This is a genomic window from Promicromonospora sp. NPDC023987 (assembly GCF_040639055.1).
In the GTDB taxonomy this organism is placed as follows: Bacteria; Actinomycetota; Actinomycetes; order Actinomycetales; family Cellulomonadaceae; genus Promicromonospora.
Genome location: NZ_JBEZZF010000038.1, coordinates 18137 through 38689 on the forward strand (window position 1 = coordinate 18137; position 20553 = coordinate 38689).

The following is a 20553-nucleotide window of genomic DNA, read 5'->3' on the forward strand; positions in this document are numbered from 1 at the left end:
CGCGGCGTCCCGACTCACCGACTCGATCAAGATCCAAGCCGAACCCGCGCAGCAGGCGCGACCTACGGAGTGTCCGCGTACACGTCGCGACCGGGTGGCCAGTCCGACAGGGCGGTCTCGGCGACTTCTTGCAGCTCGGCGCGGGAGACACCGCCGGCAGCCTGGACGGCGATACCGAACGACACCGTCATGATGTACCGGGCGAGTCTTCCCGCGTCAGCATCCGCGGGCAGATCGCCTTCGTCCACGGCTCGCTGTATCCGGTGACGGAGGCGAGCACCGCCGTCCTCACGCCAGGCGACCAAAGCGTCATGGGCTGCCCGGCCTGCGTCCCCGGTGGCGAGCGCGCCTTGCACGCCAAGGCACCCGGCAGGCCCGCCAGGGCGCGTGGTCGCCATGACGGCACCGGCAAGGAACGCCGCGGCGACTTCGCGCGCAGTGGGCTTCTCCATCGCACGGTCCCCGTACGCCGCGGGGCCTGCGTCGTAGCGCTCCAAGGCCTTGCGGAACAGCTGTTCCTTGTTGCCGAAGGCCGCGTACATGCTCGTGCGAGTGATGCCCATCGCGGCTTCGAGCTGGCTCAGGCTTGCGCCTTCGTAGCCGTGCTCCCAGAAGACCAGCATCGCCTGCTGCAAGGCCTCGTCGGCGTCGAATCCCCTGGGACGGCCAATGGGGCCCTTCTCTTGTGCTGTCACACGTCAAGCCTAGACCTTTGAGTACCGAACGGTACCCTACTCGATCCGAGGCGGTGGTAGCACAGCTCGTCCTCGTCGCCAGGCAACAGGTCCCGGACGGCGACGTGTCTCGTAGACGACCACGTGGTTCTCCAACCGCGCCCACGCCGAGTCGCGCGCGACCACCGGCAAGCTCCTCCTGATCACCGGGAGCTGACATCCGACACCGTGGCCTTCCTGGCCTCGGACGGGGCACAAGCGCTAACCGGTCAGGTCCTCGCCGTCGACGGCGGAGTCCATCTGCGTGAGGTGCGCACCAAGACCCCGGCACACGGTCGGGTTCCGGGGTGTTCGCATCTACTCCGTCGTCAGTCAGTCGCTAGCGCTGGAGCGTGCTCCACACAGTCGTCGCACCGGAGTGGCCGGCACGCACGACGAAGAACGCGGCGGCGGCGGCGAAGAGCAGGACAAAGCCGGTCAGTACAGCGGTCATGAACCCGCCCCAGGCACCTCCCACGAGGACCCGTGCCAGGCTGAACACGCTCAGTCCGACGGCTGAGGCCACGGCGGGGATACCCCAGCGTTCGTGCTGGTCGATCCATGCTTGCTCTGTGTCGGCGGCATCCTCGTAGCGTTCGGCCTTGAGGGCGTCGCCACTGAGCTTGGTCGCTACCGCCGCGATCGGTGTGACGATGGCCAGGGCGATCACTGCCCAGTCGAGCGCGCCGGACCAGTACGGGACGGCGATGCGTGCGAGGCTGACAGCGATGAGCAGCGGCGTCAAAACCACGGAGGCGTGGACGACAAGCGGGTGGAGGGGAGGATTCCGGTGGGACATCTCAGATCCGCCCTCTCTCTGTGGTCGTCGGGTCGTGGTGAGGGCTGGACAGGAGTACCTGGCCGCAGACGCAGAGCACGATCACCGCCACAGCGGTCAGCCGGGGAGCGAAACGTGGACTATTCATCGCGCGAACCTTCCAGAAGCAGTGTCAGGTTGCCGATCATCAGCGAGATCGACTTCAGCAGAGCCTCAGCCTCTGCCTCACTCAGGCCGACGGCGGCAGCGGCATTGATCCCCCGACCTATACGGACAAGATCGTCTTCAATCTCACGTGCACGGTCGGTGAGCCAGGCCTGCGAGCTGCGCCCGTCCTGGCGTGAGGGCGTCCGGGTGACGAGGCCGTCTCGTTCCATACGGCGCAGAGTGTTAGCCATCGTCGGCTGCGCGATCTGTACGCGCGAGCACATCTCGGCCTGTGTGAGCCCGTCCTCCTCGAACAGGCACAACAACGCCGGGAACTGCCCGGGAGTTACGCCAAACGGTGCGATCTGCGTCCGCAGAGCGGCCTCGAAGACCCGGGCCAGGTGATTGACCTGATAGCCGAGCGAAGTTCGGCGAAACGGCGGCTTCTCGTCCATCAGTCCCCCAACTACATTGCTTGCTATGTAGTGTAGCGCGGTGCCGCCCTCGATGGCAGCGTGAACCCAGCTTTGATACACCGAACCGCCGTCGATCAAGCGCGACCGCCCCGGCCGCGCCCGGCAGCTCAGGACTGAGCAAGTCGAGCAGGACCACAGCGGCGACGTTCTAATCCTGGTCTCAGGTTGATCGGTGACAATGAGCGGCAAAAGCATCGACTGGAGAGGGCGGGCCGGCGTGCGGATCATGATCGCGGATGACGAGGCGGCTATCCGTGAGTCGCTGGAGCGGGTGCTCCAGGTCGAGGGTTACGACACCAGCACCGTCGTCAACGGTCTCGCCGTGCTCGACGGGTTCGGTGGCGACGCACCGGATCTGCTGATCCTCGACGTGATGATGCCCCGCCTCGGCGGGCTGGAGACTTGCCGGCGGTTGCGGGCGGCGGGTCGGGATCTGCCGGTGCTGATGCTGACCGCTCGGGATCAGGTCTTCGACCGGGTCGCGGGGCTGGACGCGGGCGCCGACGACTATCTGCCCAAGCCGTTCGCCACCGAGGAGCTGCTGGCGCGGGTGCGGGCCCTGCTGCGTCGCCGCGCGCCGGGCGACGACGAGTCGCAGATCCTGTCGTTCGCCGACGTCCGGGTCGATCCCGACAGGTTCGAGGCGTGGCGGGGCGGGCGACCGCTCCGTCTGACCCGGACCGAGTTCTCCCTGCTGCAGGTCCTCGTGCGCAACGCGAACCGGGTACTGACCCGCGACGCGCTGTTCGAGGCGATCTGGGGCTTCGACATGAGCGCCACTGCCAACAACCTCCAGGTGTACGTGAGCTACCTGCGCCGCAAGCTGGAGGCCGAGGGTGAGCCGCGACTGATCTACACGTTGCGCGGCTTGGGGTACACGTTGCGGGAGACTCCTCCGTGAGCAGGCCCGCCGGCCGGGGCTCGCGCCGGCTGACCCGTTGGTGGCGCCGGCGGTCCCTGCGGACCAGGCTGACGGTGATCGCGGCGACGGCCATCGCGGTCTGCGTGTTCCTGGCCTTCCAGGTGGCCAGCGAGCTACTGGAATGGGAGCTGCGGGACGCCGCGGAGGATCAGCTGCGCGCCGACTCCCGGGTCCTGGCGACGGACGCGGAGCGCGCCGGTCTGGCGCAGGTGCAGCTGGCGCCGTATCCCGGATCCGGTCGGCTGGTGCGGGTCATCCTGCCCGACGGCTCGATCCGGACGCCGGCCGGCCAACCCGCTCTGCCCCCGGTCAGCGAGCACGCCGGGCGCGTGGCGCAGGGCGCGTCGGCCGTCCTGATGGAGTCGGGCGACAGCGACGACGGCGGGTACCTCGTCTATACGCTGCGGGCGGGCGACGGTGCGGTCCAGGTGGCCCGCGCCGCCGACGACGGCCCGATCAACGAGTTCGGGTTCGGCATGCTGCTGATCGGGCTGCTCTGTGTGGTCGGCGGCGCCCTGGTCGGGCGGGCCGTGGCGCGGACCGGGCTGGCGCCGATCGACCGGCTGACCGCCGCCGCGGTCCGTGTCGCGCACACGCGGGATCTCGACGCCGACATCCCGGACGAGGGCGGCGGGGAGATCCGGCGGCTGATCCAGGCGATCAACGACATGCTCGCCGCGCTCCGGGACTCCCGTCGGGCCCAGCGGCTGCTCGCCGAGGACGCCGCCCACGAGCTCAAGACCCCGCTCACCAGCCTGCGCCTCAACGCCGAGCTGCTGATCCGGCTCGATCGGCGCGGCACCCTGGACAGCGCGCTGCCGGCGGAGAGCCGGACGCGGCTGCTCAACGATCTCGGCGCCCAGGTGGCCGAGCTGAGCACCCTTGCCGCCGAGCTGACCGACCTGGCGCGCGGTGACGTCAGCGACGAGAGCACCGAGGTGATCGACCTCGCCGACGTGGTGGTGGTCGCCGCGACCCGGGCGCGGTCCCGTGTGCCCGACATCGAGGTCGCGCTCGACGTGACCTCCGTGTGGGTGAGCGGGCGTCCCGCCGGCCTCCAACGGGCGGTGCTCAACCTCATCGACAATGCCGGCAAGTGGTCTCCTGCGGACCAGCCGGTCCAGGTCCGGCTCCGTGCCGAGGGCGCGTCGGCGGTGCTCGAGGTCGACGACGCCGGGCCGGGCATCGACGCCGCCGACGTGCCGCGGGTGTTCGACCGGTTCTACCGCGCCGACAGCGCCCGGGCGATGCCGGGATCCGGCCTGGGGCTGTCGATCGTGAAGCGAGTCGTCGACGCCCACGGCGGCCGGGTCACCGTCGCCCGGTCCGCACGCGGTGGCGCGCTGCTCCGGGTCGACCTTCCGGCCGCGGTCCCACCCGCCCTGAACGGCGCTCCGGCGAGACGTACCGTGGTACCACCTCCCTCCCGAAAGTGAGGACCGCGGTACGACGAAACCGGACGAGCTCCGGCCTAGCGTTCTGGCCATGACGAAACCTGAGAGTGCACTGCGGAAGTTCGGGGCGGCCGCCATGGCACTGGCGACGGTGCTTGCTGTCGCCGCCTGCGGGTCGGCCGCCGACAACGGTGCGGCGCCCACTGCGGCCGGCCCGCACAGCGCGCACGCGGGCGCGTCAGCGGCTCCACCGCAGCCGCTGCGCGCCGGCGAGCGGTTCCTCGACCTGAAGATGCCCGAGGGTTACACGCCCACGCCGCCGGAGGGCGCCGTGGACGAGTACCGGTGCCAGGTGCTGGATCCGGGCCTGACCAAGGAGGCGTTCCTGACCGGGACCCAGGTCATGCCGGACAACGTCGCCATCGCGCACCACGGCGTCGTGTTCGCGGTGCCGCCGGGCGCCGCTGCCGCGGTGCGCGAGCACGACGCGAAGACTCCCGGCCTCGGCTGGCAGTGTTTCGGCGGGACCGGCGTGCAGGGCGCCGACTTCGTGGACGACGATGACGAGGGCGGCGACCAGGGCGCGGTGTGGGCGGCCACCTGGGCACCGGGCGCCACGGAGACGCTGCTCGACCAGGACGTCGGCTTCAAGCTGGAGCCGGGCAGCCTGATCATCTTCCAGATGCACTACAACCTGCTCGCGACCGACGGCAAGCCGGCCGGGTCGGACCGCTCGGCGGTGCGGCTGCGGCTGACGGACGGCACGCCGCAGACCCGGGAGCTCGAGACGTGGACGGTCAACGCGCCGACCGACCTGCCCTGCGCCGCCGACGAATCGGGTCCGCTCTGTGACCGGGCGGCCTCGATCGCGGATGTGAAGAAGCGGTTCGGGTCGGAGGCCGGCGGATTCGCGGACGAGCTGGTGGAGGCGTGCAACGAGGGCGGCGTGCCGAAGCCCGGTGACACCCAGTCCTGCGACCACGAGGTGGAGGAGCCAGTGACGGTGTTCGCCAATTTCGGTCACATGCACATGCTCGGGAAGTCCATGAAGGTCGAGCTCAACCCAGGCACGCCTCAGGCCAAGGTCCTGCTGGACGTGCCGCAGTTCGACTTCGACAACCAGCGGATGGTGAAGCTGCCGACGCCGCTGGAGGTCGGTCCGGGGGACACGCTGCGGGTGACGTGTACGCACGACGCGGGGCTGCGCAAACAGTTGCCGCAGCTGAGGAAGCTGCCGCCGCGCTACGTGGTGTGGGGCGACGGCACCGGCGACGAGATGTGCGTTGACTTCATGACGGTCTCCCCCCGGAAGTCGTGACCCGAATCCTCATCGCCGCACCTGCGACATGAAAGGCGCCTTCTCTTGTCCCCCACACCTCCTCCCGGCGAAACAACGCCACCGGCCGATGCGCCCCCACGGATACCGGTCTGGGCGCTCCTGCCGCTCCGCGTCTTCCTCGGCGGCACGTTCCTCTACGCGGGCATCTCCAAGCTCCTCGACCCGAACTACCTGGACCACACCTCACCCCTCGGCGTCCACGCCCAGATGCTGCAGGCCGCGACGACCTCGCCGATCGGCCCGCTGGTGTCTTTCACGGCCGAGTACCCGACCGTCACCGGCCTGGTCATCGCCTTCGGCGAGGTCGCTGTCGGGCTGGGTACTCTGCTCGGGCTGTTCACCCGGATCGCCGCACTCGGCGGGTATCTCCTCGCGCTGAGCTTCTTCCTCACCGTCAGCTGGACGACCCACCCGTACTACTTCGGCGCCGACATCGTCTTCGCCGCCGCCTGGACCCCGCTGCTGATCGCCGGCGACGCAGGCCTGTTCTCCATGACTACCCTCCTGCGCGACGCGATACGTCGCCGTCGCCAGCCGAACCCCACCCCAGAGCAAGGGAACGGTGCCGACCGACGCACCTTGCTCTCGGGCGGTCTGATCGCCGCGACGACCGCTGCCCTCGGCGGCGCTGTCGTCGCTCTTACCCGGCGCACCACCGCCGACCCGGAACCAAGCCGGCCAACAGCCTCAGGAACGAGCTCCCCGACGGTGATCGCTGAGGTCGCTGCCGTCGCCGTCGGTTCGTCGACAAGCTTCACCACACCGGACGGTTCCGCCGCATACCTGTTGCACCCCTCGACCGACACCTTCCTGGCGTTCCTCGCCGCCTGCACACACCAGGGCTGCCCCGTCTCGCCCGCGGACTCCGGCTTCCGCTGCCCATGCCACGGCTCCACTTTCGACGGCGACGGCCAGGTCACCGCCGGGCCGGCAACGAAACCCCTGGTCAACGTGCCAGTGCAAGTCATCGATGGGCAGGTCACCACCGCATGACCGGACCCAAGCCCGGTGTCGAGCATCGCAAAGGGACGGCTCCGGGAAATACCGTCGAAGTTGGGCGATACACCACCCGCTGCAGGCGGACCCGGCAGCGCAGCGGTCGATCACGCGGAGCGGAGCCGCCCGGAGCGGCGCGGCTGGGAACCACGGTCGCGCCACGACGGACGCGCGAGATCGGCCGGCCGGGTGAGTCTCAGGTCGTAGGCAAGGATGACGGCCTGGACCCGGTCCCGTGCGCCGATCTTGGCGAGGACCCGCCCGACGTGGGTCTTCACCGTCGACTCGGACAGCGTGAACCGTTGCGCGATCTCGCCGTTGGTCAGGCCCTGGCCGATAGCGACGAGGATCTCGCGCTCACGGCTGGTCAGGAAGTCCAGCCGGGGGTCCTTCCGCACAGGCCCGCAGAGGTCATCACCGAGCCGGTCGGCGAACTCGTCGAGCAGCCGCCGAGTCAGCGCCGGCGCGATCACCGCGTCCCCGGCAGCGACGGCCCGGATGCCGGCGAGCAGCTCCTCCGGGCGGGTGTTCTTCAGCAGGAAACCGCCCGCCCCGGCCCGCAGCGCGGCGAGTGCATACCGGTCCACGTCGAACGTCGTCAGCACCAGGATCCGCGAACGCCCACCGGCGGCGACGATGCGCTGGGTGGTCTCGATCCCGTCGGCGCCCGGCATGTGGATGTCCATCAGCACCACGTCGGGACGCAGCTCGGTGGTCCGCCGTACGGCCTCGGCGCCGTTCTCGGCCTCGCCGACGAGCTTGGTGTCGGCGGTGCTCTCCAGCAGCATGCGAAACCCGAAGCGCTGCAGCGGCTGGGCGTCCACCACGAGCACAGAGATCATGAATGACTGCCTTTCAGGGTCGCGTAGGCGGTCCAGCCGGCGAGGCCGAGACCTGCCTCGCCGGGCGATGCCTATTTCATACCGAGCGAATCTGAGACGGTTGTTAGAACGGCGCTCACCCGAAAGGTGTCCTCTCCCGGGAGCGCGTTGACGAAACTCGCTGGAGCGTCGTCGCAACCGGATCGTCAGCCGGCCGCGTGGTACCGGACGGACTCTGGGCTACGTCGGCTGGCGTAGTCCCGGTTGCGTCGTCGAGCGGATGCCCGGCATGCGAGGTCTCGCCAGGATCGTGTGCACCTGCAGCAGCAGCGTGACCACGACTGTGTGGTCCCGACGAAACGAGCATGCGCCGCGAGCGCACCAGAGCGCTGACCGCACATGTGATGACGCATCGGAGGACGACGTGACGGTGTCACGCAGGACATTCCTCGCCGGGACCGCGGGCGCGGTCGTGGCCGCCTACGCGGTGCCGGGCACGGCGTGGGCCGACGACCGGTCGCTCCGCGCCGACCGGCTGACGACCGAGCACCTGTCGGACCCCCTCGGGGTCGGGGTCCGGCCGCCTCGGTTCGGCTGGCGGCTGCTCGGATCCGGCCACGACCGCCGGCAGTCGGCGTACCAGCTCCGGGTGGCCAGGTCCCCGATCGCGGGAGCTCCCGTCGAGGTCTGGGACTCCGGCCGGGTCGAGTCGGCGGACCAGAGTGCGATCAGCTATGCCGGACCGACGCTCCAGCCCCGGGCCCGCCACCGGTGGACGGTACGGGTGTGGGACGAAGCCGGGCGGGTCGGCCCGTGGAGCCGGCCCGCCTGGTTCGAGACCGCACTGCCCGACGAACCGTGGCAGGCAGCCTGGATCGGGAGCGGCGCCGTTCTTCCCCAGCCGACCAGGACCCTCGAGCCGGAGCGCTTCACGCCCGACAGGGTCGTGCCGGGTCACGAGCTCGGCCAGACGTTTGCCGTCGCCGGCAGCATGAGCGCCGTCGCCGTCCTGCTCACGGTGTCCGCAGAGTCGGCCGACGTCGACCTGGTCCTGCGCCGGGACCGGGCCGACGGCGAGGTCCTCGCCCGGGGACAGGCGACCGTCGGCCCCAAAGAGGCGCAAGCACGGCTGGACCTCGCCGAGCCGATGGGTGAGGGTCGCTACTACCTGGGGGTCACGAGTTCCACGGACGCGGTCGCCTGGCAGGGCCGGCTCGGCGACGAGCAGGACGGCAGCCCGTACCCCCACGGCGCCGCGGTCGCCGACGGCGAGGAGATCGAGCTGCTCGACCGGTGGCTGTACGCCCTGCCCGGCGACCCGCCGCCCAACCCGCGGTTCAGGCATACGTTCCGGCTGGACCGAAACCCGGTGTCGGCACGGCTCTATCTGGTCGGCCTGGGCCACGGCCGGGCCATGCTCAACGATCGCGCCGTCGGCGATCGGCAGCTGACCCCGCCCTTCACCGACTACACCAGGCGCGTGCTCTACACCACTCATGACGTCACCCGGCTGGTCCGGCGCGGCGACAACGCCATCGGCGTGGACGTGGGACGCGGGCTTTTCGCCACCCGTGCCGCGGACTCCGACGGGACCAACCTGCAGCCGTGGACGAGCGAGCCCCAGGTCCTCGCCCAGCTGGAGGTCACGCTCGACGACGGTCAGCGGGTCGTCGTCGGCAGCGGCCCGGACTGGCGTCTGACCGAGGGCCCGACCCTGTTCGACGGCCTCTACACCGGGGAGACCTACGACGCCCGACGCGCACGTGAGCTGGAGGGCTGGACCACAGCGGCTTACGACGACGGCGGCTGGGCGTCCGCCCGACAGGTCCCGCCGCCACAGGGTCGTCTGGAGCCCTACCCCCATCAGCCGATCCGTACCCACCGGCCCGTCGAGCCCGTCGCGGTCCGGGAACCGGAGCCGGGGGTCTGGCTGTACGACTTCGGCGAGGTCGTCTCCGGCTGGGTACGCCTGCGGGGGCAGAGCGCCGCGAACTCCGTGGTCGGCATCCTGCAGCACGAGAAGCTCGGAGAGCACGGGCGCATCGATCCCGGCGCGCCGGGCGGGGTCGAGAATCCCTCGATCACCGGCAGACTGCAGCGCGACGAGTACATCGCCGCCGGGGGCCCGATCGACTGGCAGCCGTCCTGGGCGTACAAGAGCTTCCAGTACGTCGAGGTCACCGGGACGACCGAACGGCCAGATCTGGTCGCCGTGCCGGTCCGCTCCGACCTGGACCCGACCATGGATCTCGCCCTCGACCAACCGGTCCTGCAGTGGATCGTCGATGCGGCGGCTCGGACCAGCCGCAACGGCATGCACGGTCACCCCGACACGTCCGGCCTGCTCAAGATGGGGTGGCTGGCCCAGGGGCTCCAGGCCGACACCACCCAGCTGCTCGGGCTGAGCAGCGCGCCGCTCTTCGACAAGTGGCTCGACGACATCCGCATCGGACAGGCCGAGAACGGAACCATCAGCCACTACACGCCGATCGCACCCTTCCCGCGTCCCGTCACGCCCTCGACGACCGCCGCCTACCCGCACCTGGTCCACCGCTACTACCTGCACCACGGCGACCGGACGGTACCCGAGCGGCACTACCCGGCGGTCCGCCGCTACGTGGAGCTCCTGCTCATCCTTCAGGAGCAGGACGGGGAGCTCCTGGAGATCTTCGGCGACTGGTACCCGCCCAGCAAGGACGGCGACCCGTACGCGCCGGAGGGCACCGGGCTGGTGGCTGCCGCCTACCTGATCAAGACCTTGCGGGACGCCGCAGCCATCGCCGAGGTGGCCGACGATCAGGCCCAGGCCCGTAGCTGGCGCCGCCGGGCGACCGAGCTCACCGACGACTTCAACGAGCGCTACCTGGACCGTTCCGCCGGCATCTACCGGACGGGAATGACTGTCGACTACCGGCAGACGAGCAATGCGATCCCGCTGCACCTGGGGCTGGTACCCGACGCCATGATCCGCCCGGTGGCAGACCGGCTCGCGGCCGAGGTCGAGCGCAACGACCGCCACCTCGACACCGGGTCGTTCGGCACGATCTCGCTCCCGTACGCGCTCAGCGACCACGGCCATCCCGACCTCGCGCTCGACGTCCTCAGCGCCGAGGGCTATCCCGGATACGGCTACTGGCGCAGTCTCGGTGCGACGACCTTCTGGGAGCAGTGGCAGGCCGACGCCCGCAGCCACAACGACCCGACGCTGTCCTCGCCCGTCGGCTGGATGCTGGCCCGCGTCCTCGGACTCGAAGCGCTCGAGCCCGGCTGGGCCCGCTTCCGCGTCACCCCGGGCGCGTTCGGGGACCTCGCCTGGGCGAGTACCCACGTGGACACCCCGCGAGGCCGGATCGCGGTCGCCTGGCGACGGCGCCGGGGTGGTCCAGAAGTCACCGTCACCGTTCCGGTCAACGCGACCGCGGAGGTGACGCTGCCGGACGGAGCGACCCACGTGGCCGGCTCGGGACGCCACCGGTTCCCGGCGATCTCGGAGCGTTGATGAACGGCAACGGGAGTCGACGACTCGGCGCAACAGCCCGAAGACCCGCTCACAGCTGTCGGGCGAACCGCACCGGTTCGACACTCTCGGCGCTGTGTCGCGCGGCCCAGTTCTCCAGCGAGGTGCGGCAGGCATGATCGAGGTGGTGCAGGCCGGACAGATCGATCTCGACAGGGCGGTCCTGAGGCAGAGCCTCCAACTGGTCGAGCAGCTTGGGCAGGCGCAGGAACGTCGCGCTGCCACTCAGGCGCGCGACGAGCGGGTCGTGGCCTTCGTCGCTCACCTCCAGGTGCACGCGGGAGGTGTCCCAGGCGGTCTTGACGACCGAGAGGGCCAGTCCGACAAGCACTCCTTCGAACATGCCCACCGAGACGATCGCGAGCGCGGTCGCCATGAGGACGAGCGCTTCGCCCCGGTGCGCACGCCACAACCGACGGATCTCGGCCAGCGGGATCAGCTTGAACCCGGCGTGCACCAGCACCGCCGCCAGAGCCGTGACAGGGATGAGGCCGAGAGCCGCGGGCACCAGAGCGGCGAAGAGCAGCAGCCATGCTCCATGCAGCACCCGGGACGCCTTGGTTCTCGCACCGGCGTGGACGTTGGCCGCGCTGCGGACGATGACCGCCGTGAGCGGCAGGGCACCGAGCACACCGCACACGGCGTTCCCGGCTCCTTGCGCCATGAGCTCCTGGTTGTACCGCGTCCGTGGCCCGTCGTGGAGGCGGTCCACGGCTGCGGCGCTGAACAGGCTCTCGGCCGAGGCGATCAGCGTGAAGGCGAGGACCGTGCCGATCACTCCGAGCTCGGCAAGCCGGCCGAGGTCGCCGAGGCCGGGCGGCTGGATCGAGTCCAGCAGACCATGGACTTCGACCTTGTCCACCGACGGCCCGAGCAGCGCGCCGGCGACGATCGCCAGCCCGACCGCGGCCAGGGGTGCGGGTACGACCCGCAACCGCCGTGGCATCTTCTGCCACAGGATGAGCACGGCGATCGTGCCCAGGCCGAGCGCGAACGACGTCAGCGCGGTCCTGGAGCCCCAGGTGTCGACGAGCATCCCGGGAAGCCCGGTGATCTTCGCAAGACTTTCGCTGGGCGCGCCGATCCCCGCCATGGAGTAGAGCTGACCGGCGATCAGCACCAGCCCGATCCCCGCGAGCATCCCCTCGACGACCGAGACCGAGATGGCCCGGAACCAGCGGCCCAGACGGAGCGCACCCATCATGAGCTGGAGCAACCCGGTGGCGAGCACCAGGACCCCCAGCACCGAGATGCCGAACTGCTGCACCGCCTGGTAGACCAGCACCGTCAGTCCGGCGGCCGGGCCGCTGACCTGCAGGCTGCTGCCCGGGAGGAACCCGGTGACCAGTCCACCGACGATACCGGTCACCAGGCCCAGCTCGGCCGGAACGCCGGAGGCGACGGCCACCCCGACGCACAGCGGCACCGCGACCAGGAAGACCACGAACGACGCGGTCAGGTCCGCCAGGAACGTCCCGCGCCTCGACGGCGGCGCATGCGCCGCCGCACTCCGAAGGGGGCTCACAGCGGCAGGAACTCGTCGGCGTGCGCGCGGTGCGCGAGCACGGTCCGGGCGTACCGGTTCGGAAAGGAACGGGCGTGGTCGAGAAGATGCTGCATCAGATACCCCCTGTGCGCCCCCTGAGCGCATCGGTCGTCAACGGTGGTGCGGAACGCTGGGTAGGTGAGGTGCACGGCGACCCGCGACGGATCGCGCCCGGGAACCGACAAGTCCCGGTTGTGATCAAGTCTCTGGACCAAATCTCAGAGCAACCTCAGAGCGCGGGTGAGACGATCTGCGCATGGACCTCGACGCTCGTCGTGTGCTGCTCGTCGAGGACGACAAGCGCCTCTCGGAGCTGCTCGTCCGCTTGCTGACCGCGGAGAGCTACGAGGTGGTATCCGTCTTCGACGGCCAGGCCGGGCTGCACCACGGGCTGACCGGCCGGTGGGACGCCCTGGTCATCGATCGCACGCTTCCCGCGCTGGAGGGGGTCGAACTGGTCCGCCGCCTACGCAGCCGTGGGATCACGACGCCGATGATGCTGCTCACCGCACGAGGTACCACCGAGGACCGGGTGGAGGGCCTCGACTCCGGCGCCGAGGACTACGTCGTCAAACCGTTCGACAGCGACGAGCTCCTGGCGCGCCTGCGCGCCCTCCTGCGCCGGCATACCGACACGTCGCCCATGATCGATCTCGGCGGGCGCCGCCTCGACGTCGCGAGCCGCCGCGTCCTGTCCCCCGGCGCCGAACCCGTCGAGCTGTCCGCCCAGGAGTGCGCGCTGCTGCGTGTCATCGCAGCCAACCCCGGCCGCGTCCGTAGCCGTGAGGAGCTCCATCGGCGGGTCTTCCAGAACGCGGACAGCCCGAACGCCGTCGACACCTACGTCTACTACCTGAGACGCAAGCTCGGCCACGGCATGATCCGCACGGTACGCGGCCTCGGCTACCGGCTCGGGCCTTCGTGAGCGCTGCGATCAGCGACCGTAGGCTGCTGCGCAGGGCGTCACTGGCCGTTGCGCTCCAGACCGGCGCAGCGGTCGCGATCGTGGTGTCCGCGGTGATCGCCCTGGTGTACGTGGTCGGTCTCGAGGCTCGGCGCGATGCGTCCGAGAACAAGCTGCATGCCAAGGTCGCCGAGGCCGGGAGCCACCACGTCACCCTGGACGGCACCGACACCGTGGTCCTGGACGGCATGCCCACCAGCTGCCCGGAGCGCCACGTGCGCGAGACCGCGGCACGCCTGCCCGACGGCCAGTCACGCGTCGATATCTGTGACAACCCGTTTCTCGCCTATGTCGGAGAAGCGGCCGACGGCACCCGCGTCACCGCCATCATGAACTTCGTCGAACAGCAGGAGGAGACCGAACGACTCGCCCGGTTCTCCCTGGCAGCCGGCGCCCTCGGCGTCCTGGCATCCGCGGCGCTCGGCTGGGCCTTCGGCCGCCGTGCCGTCCGCTCGCTGGGCGAAGCCTTGGCGTCGCAACGACACTTCGTCGCCGATGTCAGCCACGAGCTTCGGACTCCACTGGCGATCGTGCTGACCCGCGCCCAGCTTCTGCTCCGCGGAGCGGCGGTCGACCCGGCACAGCGGCTGGAGCTGGAGCAACTGGCTCAGGACGCCAAGATCGCCGCAGAGGTGGTCGACGACCTTCTTCTCACCGCGGAGATCCAGCACCGGCCGCTCCCCCGGGTGCCCGTCGACCTGAACGCCCTCGCGCAGGAGGTGCGAGCCTCGTTCGCCGCCCGGGCCGAGCTCGCGGGCCTCGACCTCGTCGTCGACGCGCGACCCGACACCAGCTACGTCGTCAAGGGCACCACCAGCGCCCTGCGCCGCGCGGTGTCCTCGCTCGTCGACAATGCGTTCGCCCACGTGCGCCCGGGCGGTCGAGTCGTCATCGCCCTGCGGTCACGCGGCACCGAAGTGGGCCTCGCCGTGATCGACGACGGCGAAGGCCTTGACCCGGCTCTCGCGCGTGAGCTGATCAAACGGTTCCGCCGCGGATCGAAGAAGGAAGCGGGCAGGATACGCCTCGGCCTCGGCCTCGCACTCGTCAACGAGATCGTCGGCGCCCACGGCGGCACGCTGACGATCGACGGCGCTCCCGGGTCCGGCGCGACCTTCGCGCTGTTGTTCCCCACGCCGGGCACCCAGGAGCGCCACCGTGCCGCGACGGGCCCCGCGACAGAGCGTGACCGGTGAGCTGCCTCCGCCGCGCAGCACTCAAGCGATCGGCCCCCGGTCGTCGCGCTATCCGCGAGGTAGCACTGCCGCGGCGATGATGACGTTGTTCACGATGGCCGCCGTGACGGTGCGCGCCACGGCCCTTGCCGCGGCGTCCGCTCCCCAGTTGCCGTCCTTGAGTTCTTCAGCGCGGGCGATGACCGGAGAGGTCCATGGGATGTCGCGGTCGAACTGAGGCAGAGTCCCGCTGCCATAAAGGAGCGCCGCGAGCGCCGCTGTGCGTTCCGTGGGCTTCTCACCGTCGACGAGCACGGCACGGACCTCGGCGAGCAGGCCGTCACGGCGGCCGGTGTCACCCTCCTGAAGCACTGAGGTCTGGAACAGGCCGAGTGTCTTCTGTGTGCGGCGGCGGAGGTCTCCGCGTTGGACGAGTCGGTCCAGCAACGGTTCACGCAAGGCGGGTCCCGTCGCAGCGAGGACCGTCTGCACACCTCGCGACTTGCGAGCGACGTAGTCCCAGCTCGAACGAAGCAGCTGGTCGGACGGAGGATTGTCGGCGACGGCCTCTACGGTCATCGTGCCGATGCGCGTGGTGCCGGTTCGGACGTGGCCGCCGAGGCCGAGGTCTGCGAGCACTGCGCCGGCGAGAACCCAGTAGAGCGTGGCCTCGCCGGCGATGTTCCCGGCACCCCCCTGGCGACCGGAGCTCGGCTGGAAGAGAAGCAAGAGAAGGTCCTCCGCCAAGGTCCGGGGCCGAAGCATGGCGGAGTCGTTCGAGTCGTTCGAGTCAGCCGAACGCGCCGGTTCTTGCTCAGTCATTGCTCGATCCCTTCTTGATGCTTCATCGGTGTCTGGCCGTCGGCCATGTCTGGGTCGGCCCCTGTTGCTCGTGCGAGCGCATTGGCGCGGACGAGGACATCCAGCTGAGCTGCGTTGTACAGCTCCGCCACCGCCTCCACGAACGTCTCCGCCGTGATGAGCTCGCTCTTGGAGAGGTGTGCGGCGGGATCGGTCAACCACGGATAGTCGATGAAGTTCTGCCTCAGGGTCCTCGCGAGCCGCTCAGCGAGCGCCCGCCGTGTCTCCTCGTCCGCATCGACTGGAAGCTGCTCGATGTCAGCGCTGAGATCACCGGAGTCAGCCTCGGCCATCTTCTGAACATCCGCGAGCGCTTCCTCGTCGTACAGCTGTGTGTAGATGTGGATCATCGAGCTGTCCGCTTCGGACAGCCGCGATGCCACGGAGGCGAATCCTGCTGGTGTGTGCGCGGGAGACTCCTCACGGAGGATCGCGGCGATCTCTCCCCGGGCCTTCGTCAAGCGTTCGATGCTCGCTTGGAGCTCGGTGTCGAGCTCACGGAGTGCATCCGGTGTGTGATCGGCTCCTGCGTTGACGTCGCCGATCGCCGAGAGCGGCACACCCAGTTCGGCGAGGCGTCGAATCCGAAGGAGACTCACGAGGTGCCCGACCCCGTACTGCTTGTATCCGTTGTAGCGACGCTCAGGTTCGTCGAGCAGCCCGACTCGGTGATAGTGACGAACCGTGTTGACCGTCGTTCCAGCCAGGTCTGCCAGCTCGCGCGTACTCCACGGCATGTCCCACCCTCTCCGCGCTCACGGAGCGCAAGCCAGCCACCTGTGTCAGCAGAAACTATGTGGTCGCCACTGTGTCAAATGATCGTCGTTGCTCAGAGCCTGCGCCCGCTGTGGGACCCGAGCCCTCTGGGTGCCGCACACCAGCAGCCGGTGTCTTCGCGGGGCCCGTGCGCCGGGTCCGGATCCACACGATCACCACGATGGCGATGAAGACGAGGCTGCTGGGGATGAGCAGCGCCGGGGTGACTGCGCCGGCCGACCGATCGAACCTGTCGGTGAGGTCGGCGTGCAAGATGAACCAGAACGTGAAGGTCATGACGTTGTAGACACCGTGCATGACCACGGCGACCTCCACTCCCCCGGTGCGCCACGTGACGAGGGCCGTCGAGACAGCGAAGATCACGTAGAACACGTTCCACCACGGGCCGCCTGCGGTATGGATCACGGCGAACACGGCCCCGGAGACGACGATGCCCAGGATGAGCGACGCCCACCGGCCGTGCACCCAGCTCCCCGCGACGCGGAAGACGAGGCCACGCAGACCGTACTCCTCTCCTGCTGCTTGCAGGGGTACCAGCAGCACGACGACGACGAACCACGCGATGAGGTCGCCGTGCGACCACACGGCGGTCGCACGCGGTTCCAGGTACTCGGTGACGGCGACCGCGGTCACGAAGAGAGGCACGACGACCGCCAGCGCGCGCCCGAACAGGTCGAAGCGAAAGCGGGATACGACCGAGTGCAGCGACGGGCCGCGCACACCGTAGAGCCGGCGCTGGATCAGCATGCTCCACGGGATGAGCAGCGCGGTGGCGGCCACGCCGGCGCCGAACGTCAGCGGGGTCAACATCTGTGGCTCGATGCCGATGAGCCCTTCGATCCAGACAGCCAGCAGGTAGAACACCTGGATCGCGCCGAACATGCCTCCGACGAGCAGGAGGATGGCGAGCAGGCCGCGACCGATTCGCCGCTCCTCCCCCGCGAGCACCCGGTGGTACTCCACACCCGGTGGAACGGGCTTCGGACTCTGGGTTCGTGATGTTGCCGATGTCATGGGTACGTCTCCGTCTCTGCCCGTCGTGCCGTCAGTTGACACCGTGTTGCCGGAACACAGTCAAGGGGTCGAAGGTCTTTTCCCGGCGAGGTTGACCCTGTTCCAGGAACACGGTCTCTACTGCGTGTGATGTCGGCGAACCGAGCCGACCGTAGAGAGGGACGCTTCAATGACCGCCATCGAGGACCTTGTCCGGAATTTTCAGGAGCTTGTGTCTCAGGTGCCTGAGATCCTCCAACCGTTCGTCATCATGCTCGCCGCCGCGATCCCGTTCATCGAGGGAGAGGTTGCGGCACTGATCGGCGTCTCTGGCGGGATCAATCCAGTCATCGCGGCCATAGCTGCCGCATCGGGCAACTTCATCTGCGTGCTGTTCGTGGTGTTCCTCAGTTCCCGGGCGCGTACCGCGGTGATGGATCGGAAGGGTCCGCGCGGCCCGGCCAAGCCCGAGTCGAAGGGACAGCGGAAGTTCAAGAAGTGGCTCGTGCGATTCGGCGTGCCTGGAGCGAGCATCCTCGGTCCGCTGGCGATCCCGACCCAGTTCACATCCGCGCTACTCGTCGCCGGCGGAACGTCGCGGGGCTGGGTGCTGCTGTGGCAGGGCGTGGCGATCGTCCTCTGGACGACGGTTTCGACAGTATCGATGTGGGCCGCGCTGACCTTCGTCGTCGGCGTGTAGCTATGACGAGTGAGCCGATCCGCTGAAGCTCGCTACCCGTACCGTGGCACGGGTAGCGGCCATCCGGTCAGATCTGGTTGGTGCCGCCGTCGACGTAGAGGTTAGAGCCGACGATGTAGCTGCTCTGTTCCGAGGCCAGGAACGCCACCGCCGCGGCAGCCTCCTCAGGCTGTCCCATACGGCCCTTGGGTACCGTCGCGGCGACGTGGTCCTTCATGGCTCGGGCGGTCTCCTCGTCGCCGAAGGAGGCGGTGCCGCCGGGGGTCTCGATCCACGCCGGCGAGACCACGTTGACGCGGATGCCCCGGCCTTTGAGCTCGGTCGACCACGTCCGCGCGAACGACCGCACCGCCGCCTTCGACGCGGAATAGGCGCCGAACGCCTCCATGCCGCGGTCGGCGGCCGTTGAACCGGTCAGGATCACCGATGCCCCCTCGTTGAGCAACGGCAGCGCCTTCTGCACCGTGAACAGCGTTCCCCGGACGTTGATCCCGAAGGTCTGGTCGAAGTGCTCCTCCGTGGTCTGCTCCAGTGTCACGAACGCACCGACCGCCGCGTTCGCCACCAGCACGTCCACCCCCTCGCCCCGTGCCCGGACGACGTCATAGAGCCGGTCCAGATCCTCCAGCCTCGAGATGTCGCCCGCCACTCCCGTGGCCTGCTGGGCCCCGATGGTCCTGACAGCGGCCTCCAGCTCGGCCTCACGTCGCCCCGTGACGAACACATACGCACCCTCGTCCGCCAGCCGCACCGCGGCCGCCAGACCGATCCCGCTGCTACCGCCGGTCACGACCGCTGTCTTGCCCTCAAGCTGTCCCATGCGACTCTCTCCGTTGCTCTCTCGGCGCCGATGCGTTCGTCATCGATACTGCACGAGCGCCGAGGTATCCTCCATAACGGATGGTCCACGATTTCTTACCGATAGTCCCAGGAGAAGAGTCTTGCTCGGCTTCAACGACCCAGTGGCAGATGCGATCAGCCTGCTCAAGCCTCGAACGGTGGTCGGGCCCAACCTCCGGGCCACGGGCGAGTGGGCGTTGCGCTTCGACACGTTCCTGCACGTGCGGATCGGCGGCCTCGTGCGCGGCACGTGCTGGCTGATCCTCGACGGGCACGAGCCGGTGCTCCTGCAGGAGGGTGACACCTTCATGCTGGGCAACCCGCCGCCCTACGTGCTGGCCAGCGCGCTCGACGCAAGCCCGCGCCCCGCGCAGCCGGTGCTGGCGCCCGACGACGGGATCGTGCGGATAGGCCCGGAGTCCGAGGACGACAGCTACCTCTGCGTCGGGCACATCGCGTTCGACGACAGCTACGCGGCCCTCCTGACCGATCTTCTGCCGCCGCTCGTGATCGTCCGCGCCGCTGACCCTCGTGGCATGCAGCTCGGGCAGCTGATCGCACTCTTGGCGACCGAGGTAGGGGCCGACGGCGCCGGTGGCCCTCTGGTGCAGAACCACCTCGCGCAGGTCCTGCTCGTGCACATGCTGCGCGCTCACGCCGGCCAGACAGACCGGCCCGCCGGCTGGCTCGGCGCACTGAACGAAGACGGCATCGGCACCGCCCTACGCGCCGTGCACGCGGACGTGGCCCACTCCTGGAGCCTCAAGGAGCTCGCCGAGATCAGCCACATGTCGCGCTCCGCGTTCGCCCGGACCTTCAAGGACCACGTCGGGGTCCCGCCACTGGAGTACCTGATCCAATGGCGCATGGGCCTCGCCCGCGACGCCCTCACTCGCGACACGCTCTCGATCTCCGACCTCGCACGAGCCACTGGCTACCAGTCCGAGAGCGCGTTCAGCACCGCGTTCCGCCGCGTGGTCGGCGCATCACCCACGAAGTTCCGCAACCAAGCACGGAAGCCGGAGCTGGCGTCTCCCGCTCGGCAGTGAGCAGGCGCTCCTCACTGAGGGACCTCATCCCTGCCCGGCGGGCACCGCCATGGCTCGGTCCAGGATCGTCGACAAGGGCTGCGGCTGAGAGTCCGCGCTCCAGGCGGTCAGCGCGGCCAAGGTGAGCATCGCAACGTCGCGCTGCTCGGGGGCACCTAAACGGTAGCCGTATCCCTGAGGCTGCTGGAGACCGGCAGGTAGGCACGGGCGCGCACCAGCAGAGAAGCGACGGCTGTCTTAGCCGCCCAGTTGTCCTCGGCGATCTCCTCGATCCCTGTCACGACCTGGAGCAGGGAATCTGGGTCCGCGCGGACCTCCGCGGCGCGGGCCGGCTGGGACCGGTAGCCCGACATGATGAACGCGGAACTGTCGGCCATTACATGGATCTGTCGCAGACCCTCACGGAACCGGTATGCAGGCGAATCGGGGGTCCAGGACATAGGTAACGCGTCTCCCAGTGGGACCGCGACGGCTTTCTCGGCGGGCAGCGCTCGGGCCACCGACATAACGAATATCACTGCACAGGTTGTCGAAACTCGAGATCT

19 protein-coding genes are annotated in these 20553 nt (G+C 69.3%); 9 read left to right on the forward strand and 10 right to left on the reverse strand.

The genetic code is table 11. From position 1 onward, the window contains the following. Positions 1-62: 62 nt before the first annotated feature. The 3 genes from AB0F40_RS17010 to AB0F40_RS17020 all read right to left on the reverse strand — a co-directional run bounded on the left by AB0F40_RS17010 (position 63) and on the right by AB0F40_RS17020 (position 2093). On the reverse strand, positions 63-695 hold the full coding sequence (locus AB0F40_RS17010; protein ID WP_357469839.1) for a TetR/AcrR family transcriptional regulator: 633 nt from the start codon (positions 693-695) through the stop codon (positions 63-65). Between the two features lie 358 nt (positions 696-1053). After that, entirely contained in the window at positions 1054-1512 is a 459-nt protein-coding gene (locus tag AB0F40_RS17015) for a DUF2231 domain-containing protein (RefSeq protein ID WP_357469841.1), read from the reverse strand. A 119-nt stretch (positions 1513-1631) separates the two neighbouring features. Beyond that, positions 1632-2093 carry a MarR family transcriptional regulator gene (locus AB0F40_RS17020; protein ID WP_357469844.1) on the reverse strand — a complete coding sequence of 154 codons (462 nt, stop codon included), beginning with the start codon at positions 2091-2093 and terminating at the stop codon, positions 1632-1634. 199 nt (positions 2094-2292) lie between these two features. Here AB0F40_RS17020 and AB0F40_RS17025 point away from each other — a divergent pair, with 199 nt between their 5' ends. Genes AB0F40_RS17025 through AB0F40_RS17040 form a run of 4 tightly spaced genes read left to right on the forward strand, consistent with a single transcriptional unit; the run spans position 2293 to position 6762 of the window. Then, a complete protein-coding gene (locus AB0F40_RS17025) occupies positions 2293-3015 on the forward strand; it encodes a response regulator transcription factor (protein WP_357469847.1) in 723 nt (240 codons plus the stop codon). Next, on the forward strand, positions 3012-4472 hold the full coding sequence (locus AB0F40_RS17030; RefSeq protein WP_357469850.1) for an ATP-binding protein: 1461 nt from the start codon (positions 3012-3014) through the stop codon (positions 4470-4472). Before AB0F40_RS17025 ends, AB0F40_RS17030 begins: the two co-directional genes overlap by 4 nt. Before the next feature lie 49 nt (positions 4473-4521). Then, positions 4522-5748, forward strand: coding sequence for a hypothetical protein (locus AB0F40_RS17035; RefSeq protein WP_357469853.1), 1227 nt, complete (start codon positions 4522-4524; stop codon positions 5746-5748). A 45-nt stretch (positions 5749-5793) separates the two neighbouring features. Then, on the forward strand, positions 5794-6762 hold the full coding sequence (locus tag AB0F40_RS17040; RefSeq protein WP_357469857.1) for a TQO small subunit DoxD: 969 nt from the start codon (positions 5794-5796) through the stop codon (positions 6760-6762). A gap of 110 nt (positions 6763-6872) precedes the next feature. On the opposite strand, the gene AB0F40_RS17045 is transcribed toward AB0F40_RS17040, so the two are convergent. Continuing rightward, positions 6873-7607, reverse strand: coding sequence for a response regulator transcription factor (locus AB0F40_RS17045; protein ID WP_357469860.1), 735 nt, complete (start codon positions 7605-7607; stop codon positions 6873-6875). A 409-nt stretch (positions 7608-8016) separates the two neighbouring features. Here AB0F40_RS17045 and AB0F40_RS17050 point away from each other — a divergent pair, with 409 nt between their 5' ends. Beyond that, positions 8017-11085 carry a family 78 glycoside hydrolase catalytic domain gene (locus tag AB0F40_RS17050; protein WP_357469863.1) on the forward strand — a complete coding sequence of 1023 codons (3069 nt, stop codon included), beginning with the start codon at positions 8017-8019 and terminating at the stop codon, positions 11083-11085. 49 nt (positions 11086-11134) lie between these two features. On the opposite strand, the gene AB0F40_RS17055 is transcribed toward AB0F40_RS17050, so the two are convergent. After that, positions 11135-12628 (reverse strand): SulP family inorganic anion transporter, encoded by a 1494-nt coding sequence (locus AB0F40_RS17055; RefSeq protein ID WP_357469866.1) that lies wholly within the window; start codon positions 12626-12628, stop codon positions 11135-11137. A gap of 277 nt (positions 12629-12905) precedes the next feature. On the opposite strand from AB0F40_RS17055, the gene AB0F40_RS17060 reads away from it, so the two are divergent. Together AB0F40_RS17060 and AB0F40_RS17065 are read left to right on the forward strand one after the other, a co-directional pair. Continuing rightward, positions 12906-13574 (forward strand): response regulator transcription factor, encoded by a 669-nt coding sequence (locus AB0F40_RS17060; RefSeq protein WP_357469869.1) that lies wholly within the window; start codon positions 12906-12908, stop codon positions 13572-13574. Next, positions 13571-14809 carry a HAMP domain-containing sensor histidine kinase gene (locus AB0F40_RS17065; protein WP_357469872.1) on the forward strand — a complete coding sequence of 413 codons (1239 nt, stop codon included), beginning with the start codon at positions 13571-13573 and terminating at the stop codon, positions 14807-14809. The genes AB0F40_RS17060 and AB0F40_RS17065 overlap by 4 nt, the downstream gene beginning before the upstream one ends. A gap of 48 nt (positions 14810-14857) precedes the next feature. Here the strand turns inward: AB0F40_RS17065 and AB0F40_RS17070 are convergent, their stop codons facing one another. Genes AB0F40_RS17070 through AB0F40_RS17080 form a run of 3 tightly spaced genes read right to left on the reverse strand, consistent with a single transcriptional unit; the run spans position 14858 to position 17440 of the window. Continuing rightward, a complete protein-coding gene (locus tag AB0F40_RS17070; protein ID WP_357469875.1) occupies positions 14858-15610 on the reverse strand; it encodes a GPP34 family phosphoprotein in 753 nt (250 codons plus the stop codon). Beyond that, a complete protein-coding gene (locus AB0F40_RS17075; RefSeq protein WP_357469878.1) occupies positions 15607-16386 on the reverse strand; it encodes a MerR family transcriptional regulator in 780 nt (259 codons plus the stop codon). The genes AB0F40_RS17070 and AB0F40_RS17075 overlap by 4 nt, the downstream gene beginning before the upstream one ends. A gap of 55 nt (positions 16387-16441) precedes the next feature. Then, the gene (locus AB0F40_RS17080) at positions 16442-17440 is read right to left on the reverse strand and encodes a type II CAAX endopeptidase family protein (RefSeq protein ID WP_357469881.1); all 999 of its coding nucleotides are present in this window, start codon (positions 17438-17440) and stop codon (positions 16442-16444) included. Between the two features lie 169 nt (positions 17441-17609). On the opposite strand from AB0F40_RS17080, the gene AB0F40_RS17085 reads away from it, so the two are divergent. Continuing rightward, on the forward strand, positions 17610-18119 hold the full coding sequence (locus AB0F40_RS17085) for a small multidrug efflux protein (RefSeq protein WP_357469884.1): 510 nt from the start codon (positions 17610-17612) through the stop codon (positions 18117-18119). Positions 18120-18186: 67 nt separating this feature from the next. Here AB0F40_RS17085 and AB0F40_RS17090 read toward each other — a convergent pair whose 3' ends face one another. After that, a complete protein-coding gene (locus AB0F40_RS17090; protein WP_357469886.1) occupies positions 18187-18939 on the reverse strand; it encodes an SDR family oxidoreductase in 753 nt (250 codons plus the stop codon). 142 nt (positions 18940-19081) lie between these two features. On the opposite strand from AB0F40_RS17090, the gene AB0F40_RS17095 reads away from it, so the two are divergent. Further along, the gene (locus AB0F40_RS17095; protein WP_357469936.1) at positions 19082-20008 is read left to right on the forward strand and encodes an AraC family transcriptional regulator; all 927 of its coding nucleotides are present in this window, start codon (positions 19082-19084) and stop codon (positions 20006-20008) included. Between the two features lie 155 nt (positions 20009-20163). Here AB0F40_RS17095 and AB0F40_RS17100 read toward each other — a convergent pair whose 3' ends face one another. Then, positions 20164-20385, reverse strand: coding sequence for a hypothetical protein (locus tag AB0F40_RS17100; RefSeq protein WP_357469888.1), 222 nt, complete (start codon positions 20383-20385; stop codon positions 20164-20166). Positions 20386-20553: the final 168 nt, after the last annotated feature.

Excerpts from the sequence above, each read along its gene's own strand:
- AB0F40_RS17015 (WP_357469841.1), bottom strand. The coding sequence starts at position 1,512 with ATGTCCCACCGGAATCCTCCCCTCCACCCGCTTGTCGTCCACGCCTCC.
- AB0F40_RS17020 (WP_357469844.1), bottom strand. The coding sequence starts at position 2,093 with ATGGACGAGAAGCCGCCGTTTCGCCGAACTTCGCTCGGCTATCAGGTC.
- AB0F40_RS17025 (WP_357469847.1), top strand. The coding sequence starts at position 2,293 with ATGAGCGGCAAAAGCATCGACTGGAGAGGGCGGGCCGGCGTGCGGATC.
- AB0F40_RS17035 (WP_357469853.1), top strand. The coding sequence starts at position 4,522 with ATGACGAAACCTGAGAGTGCACTGCGGAAGTTCGGGGCGGCCGCCATG.
- AB0F40_RS17045 (WP_357469860.1), bottom strand. The coding sequence starts at position 7,607 with ATGATCTCTGTGCTCGTGGTGGACGCCCAGCCGCTGCAGCGCTTCGGG.
- AB0F40_RS17060 (WP_357469869.1), top strand. The coding sequence starts at position 12,906 with ATGGACCTCGACGCTCGTCGTGTGCTGCTCGTCGAGGACGACAAGCGC.
- AB0F40_RS17070 (WP_357469875.1), bottom strand. The coding sequence starts at position 15,610 with ATGACTGAGCAAGAACCGGCGCGTTCGGCTGACTCGAACGACTCGAAC.
- AB0F40_RS17075 (WP_357469878.1), bottom strand. The coding sequence starts at position 16,386 with ATGCCGTGGAGTACGCGCGAGCTGGCAGACCTGGCTGGAACGACGGTC.
- AB0F40_RS17080 (WP_357469881.1), bottom strand. The coding sequence starts at position 17,440 with ATGACATCGGCAACATCACGAACCCAGAGTCCGAAGCCCGTTCCACCG.
- AB0F40_RS17085 (WP_357469884.1), top strand. The coding sequence starts at position 17,610 with ATGACCGCCATCGAGGACCTTGTCCGGAATTTTCAGGAGCTTGTGTCT.
- AB0F40_RS17090 (WP_357469886.1), bottom strand. The coding sequence starts at position 18,939 with ATGGGACAGCTTGAGGGCAAGACAGCGGTCGTGACCGGCGGTAGCAGC.
- AB0F40_RS17100 (WP_357469888.1), bottom strand. The coding sequence starts at position 20,385 with ATGGCCGACAGTTCCGCGTTCATCATGTCGGGCTACCGGTCCCAGCCG.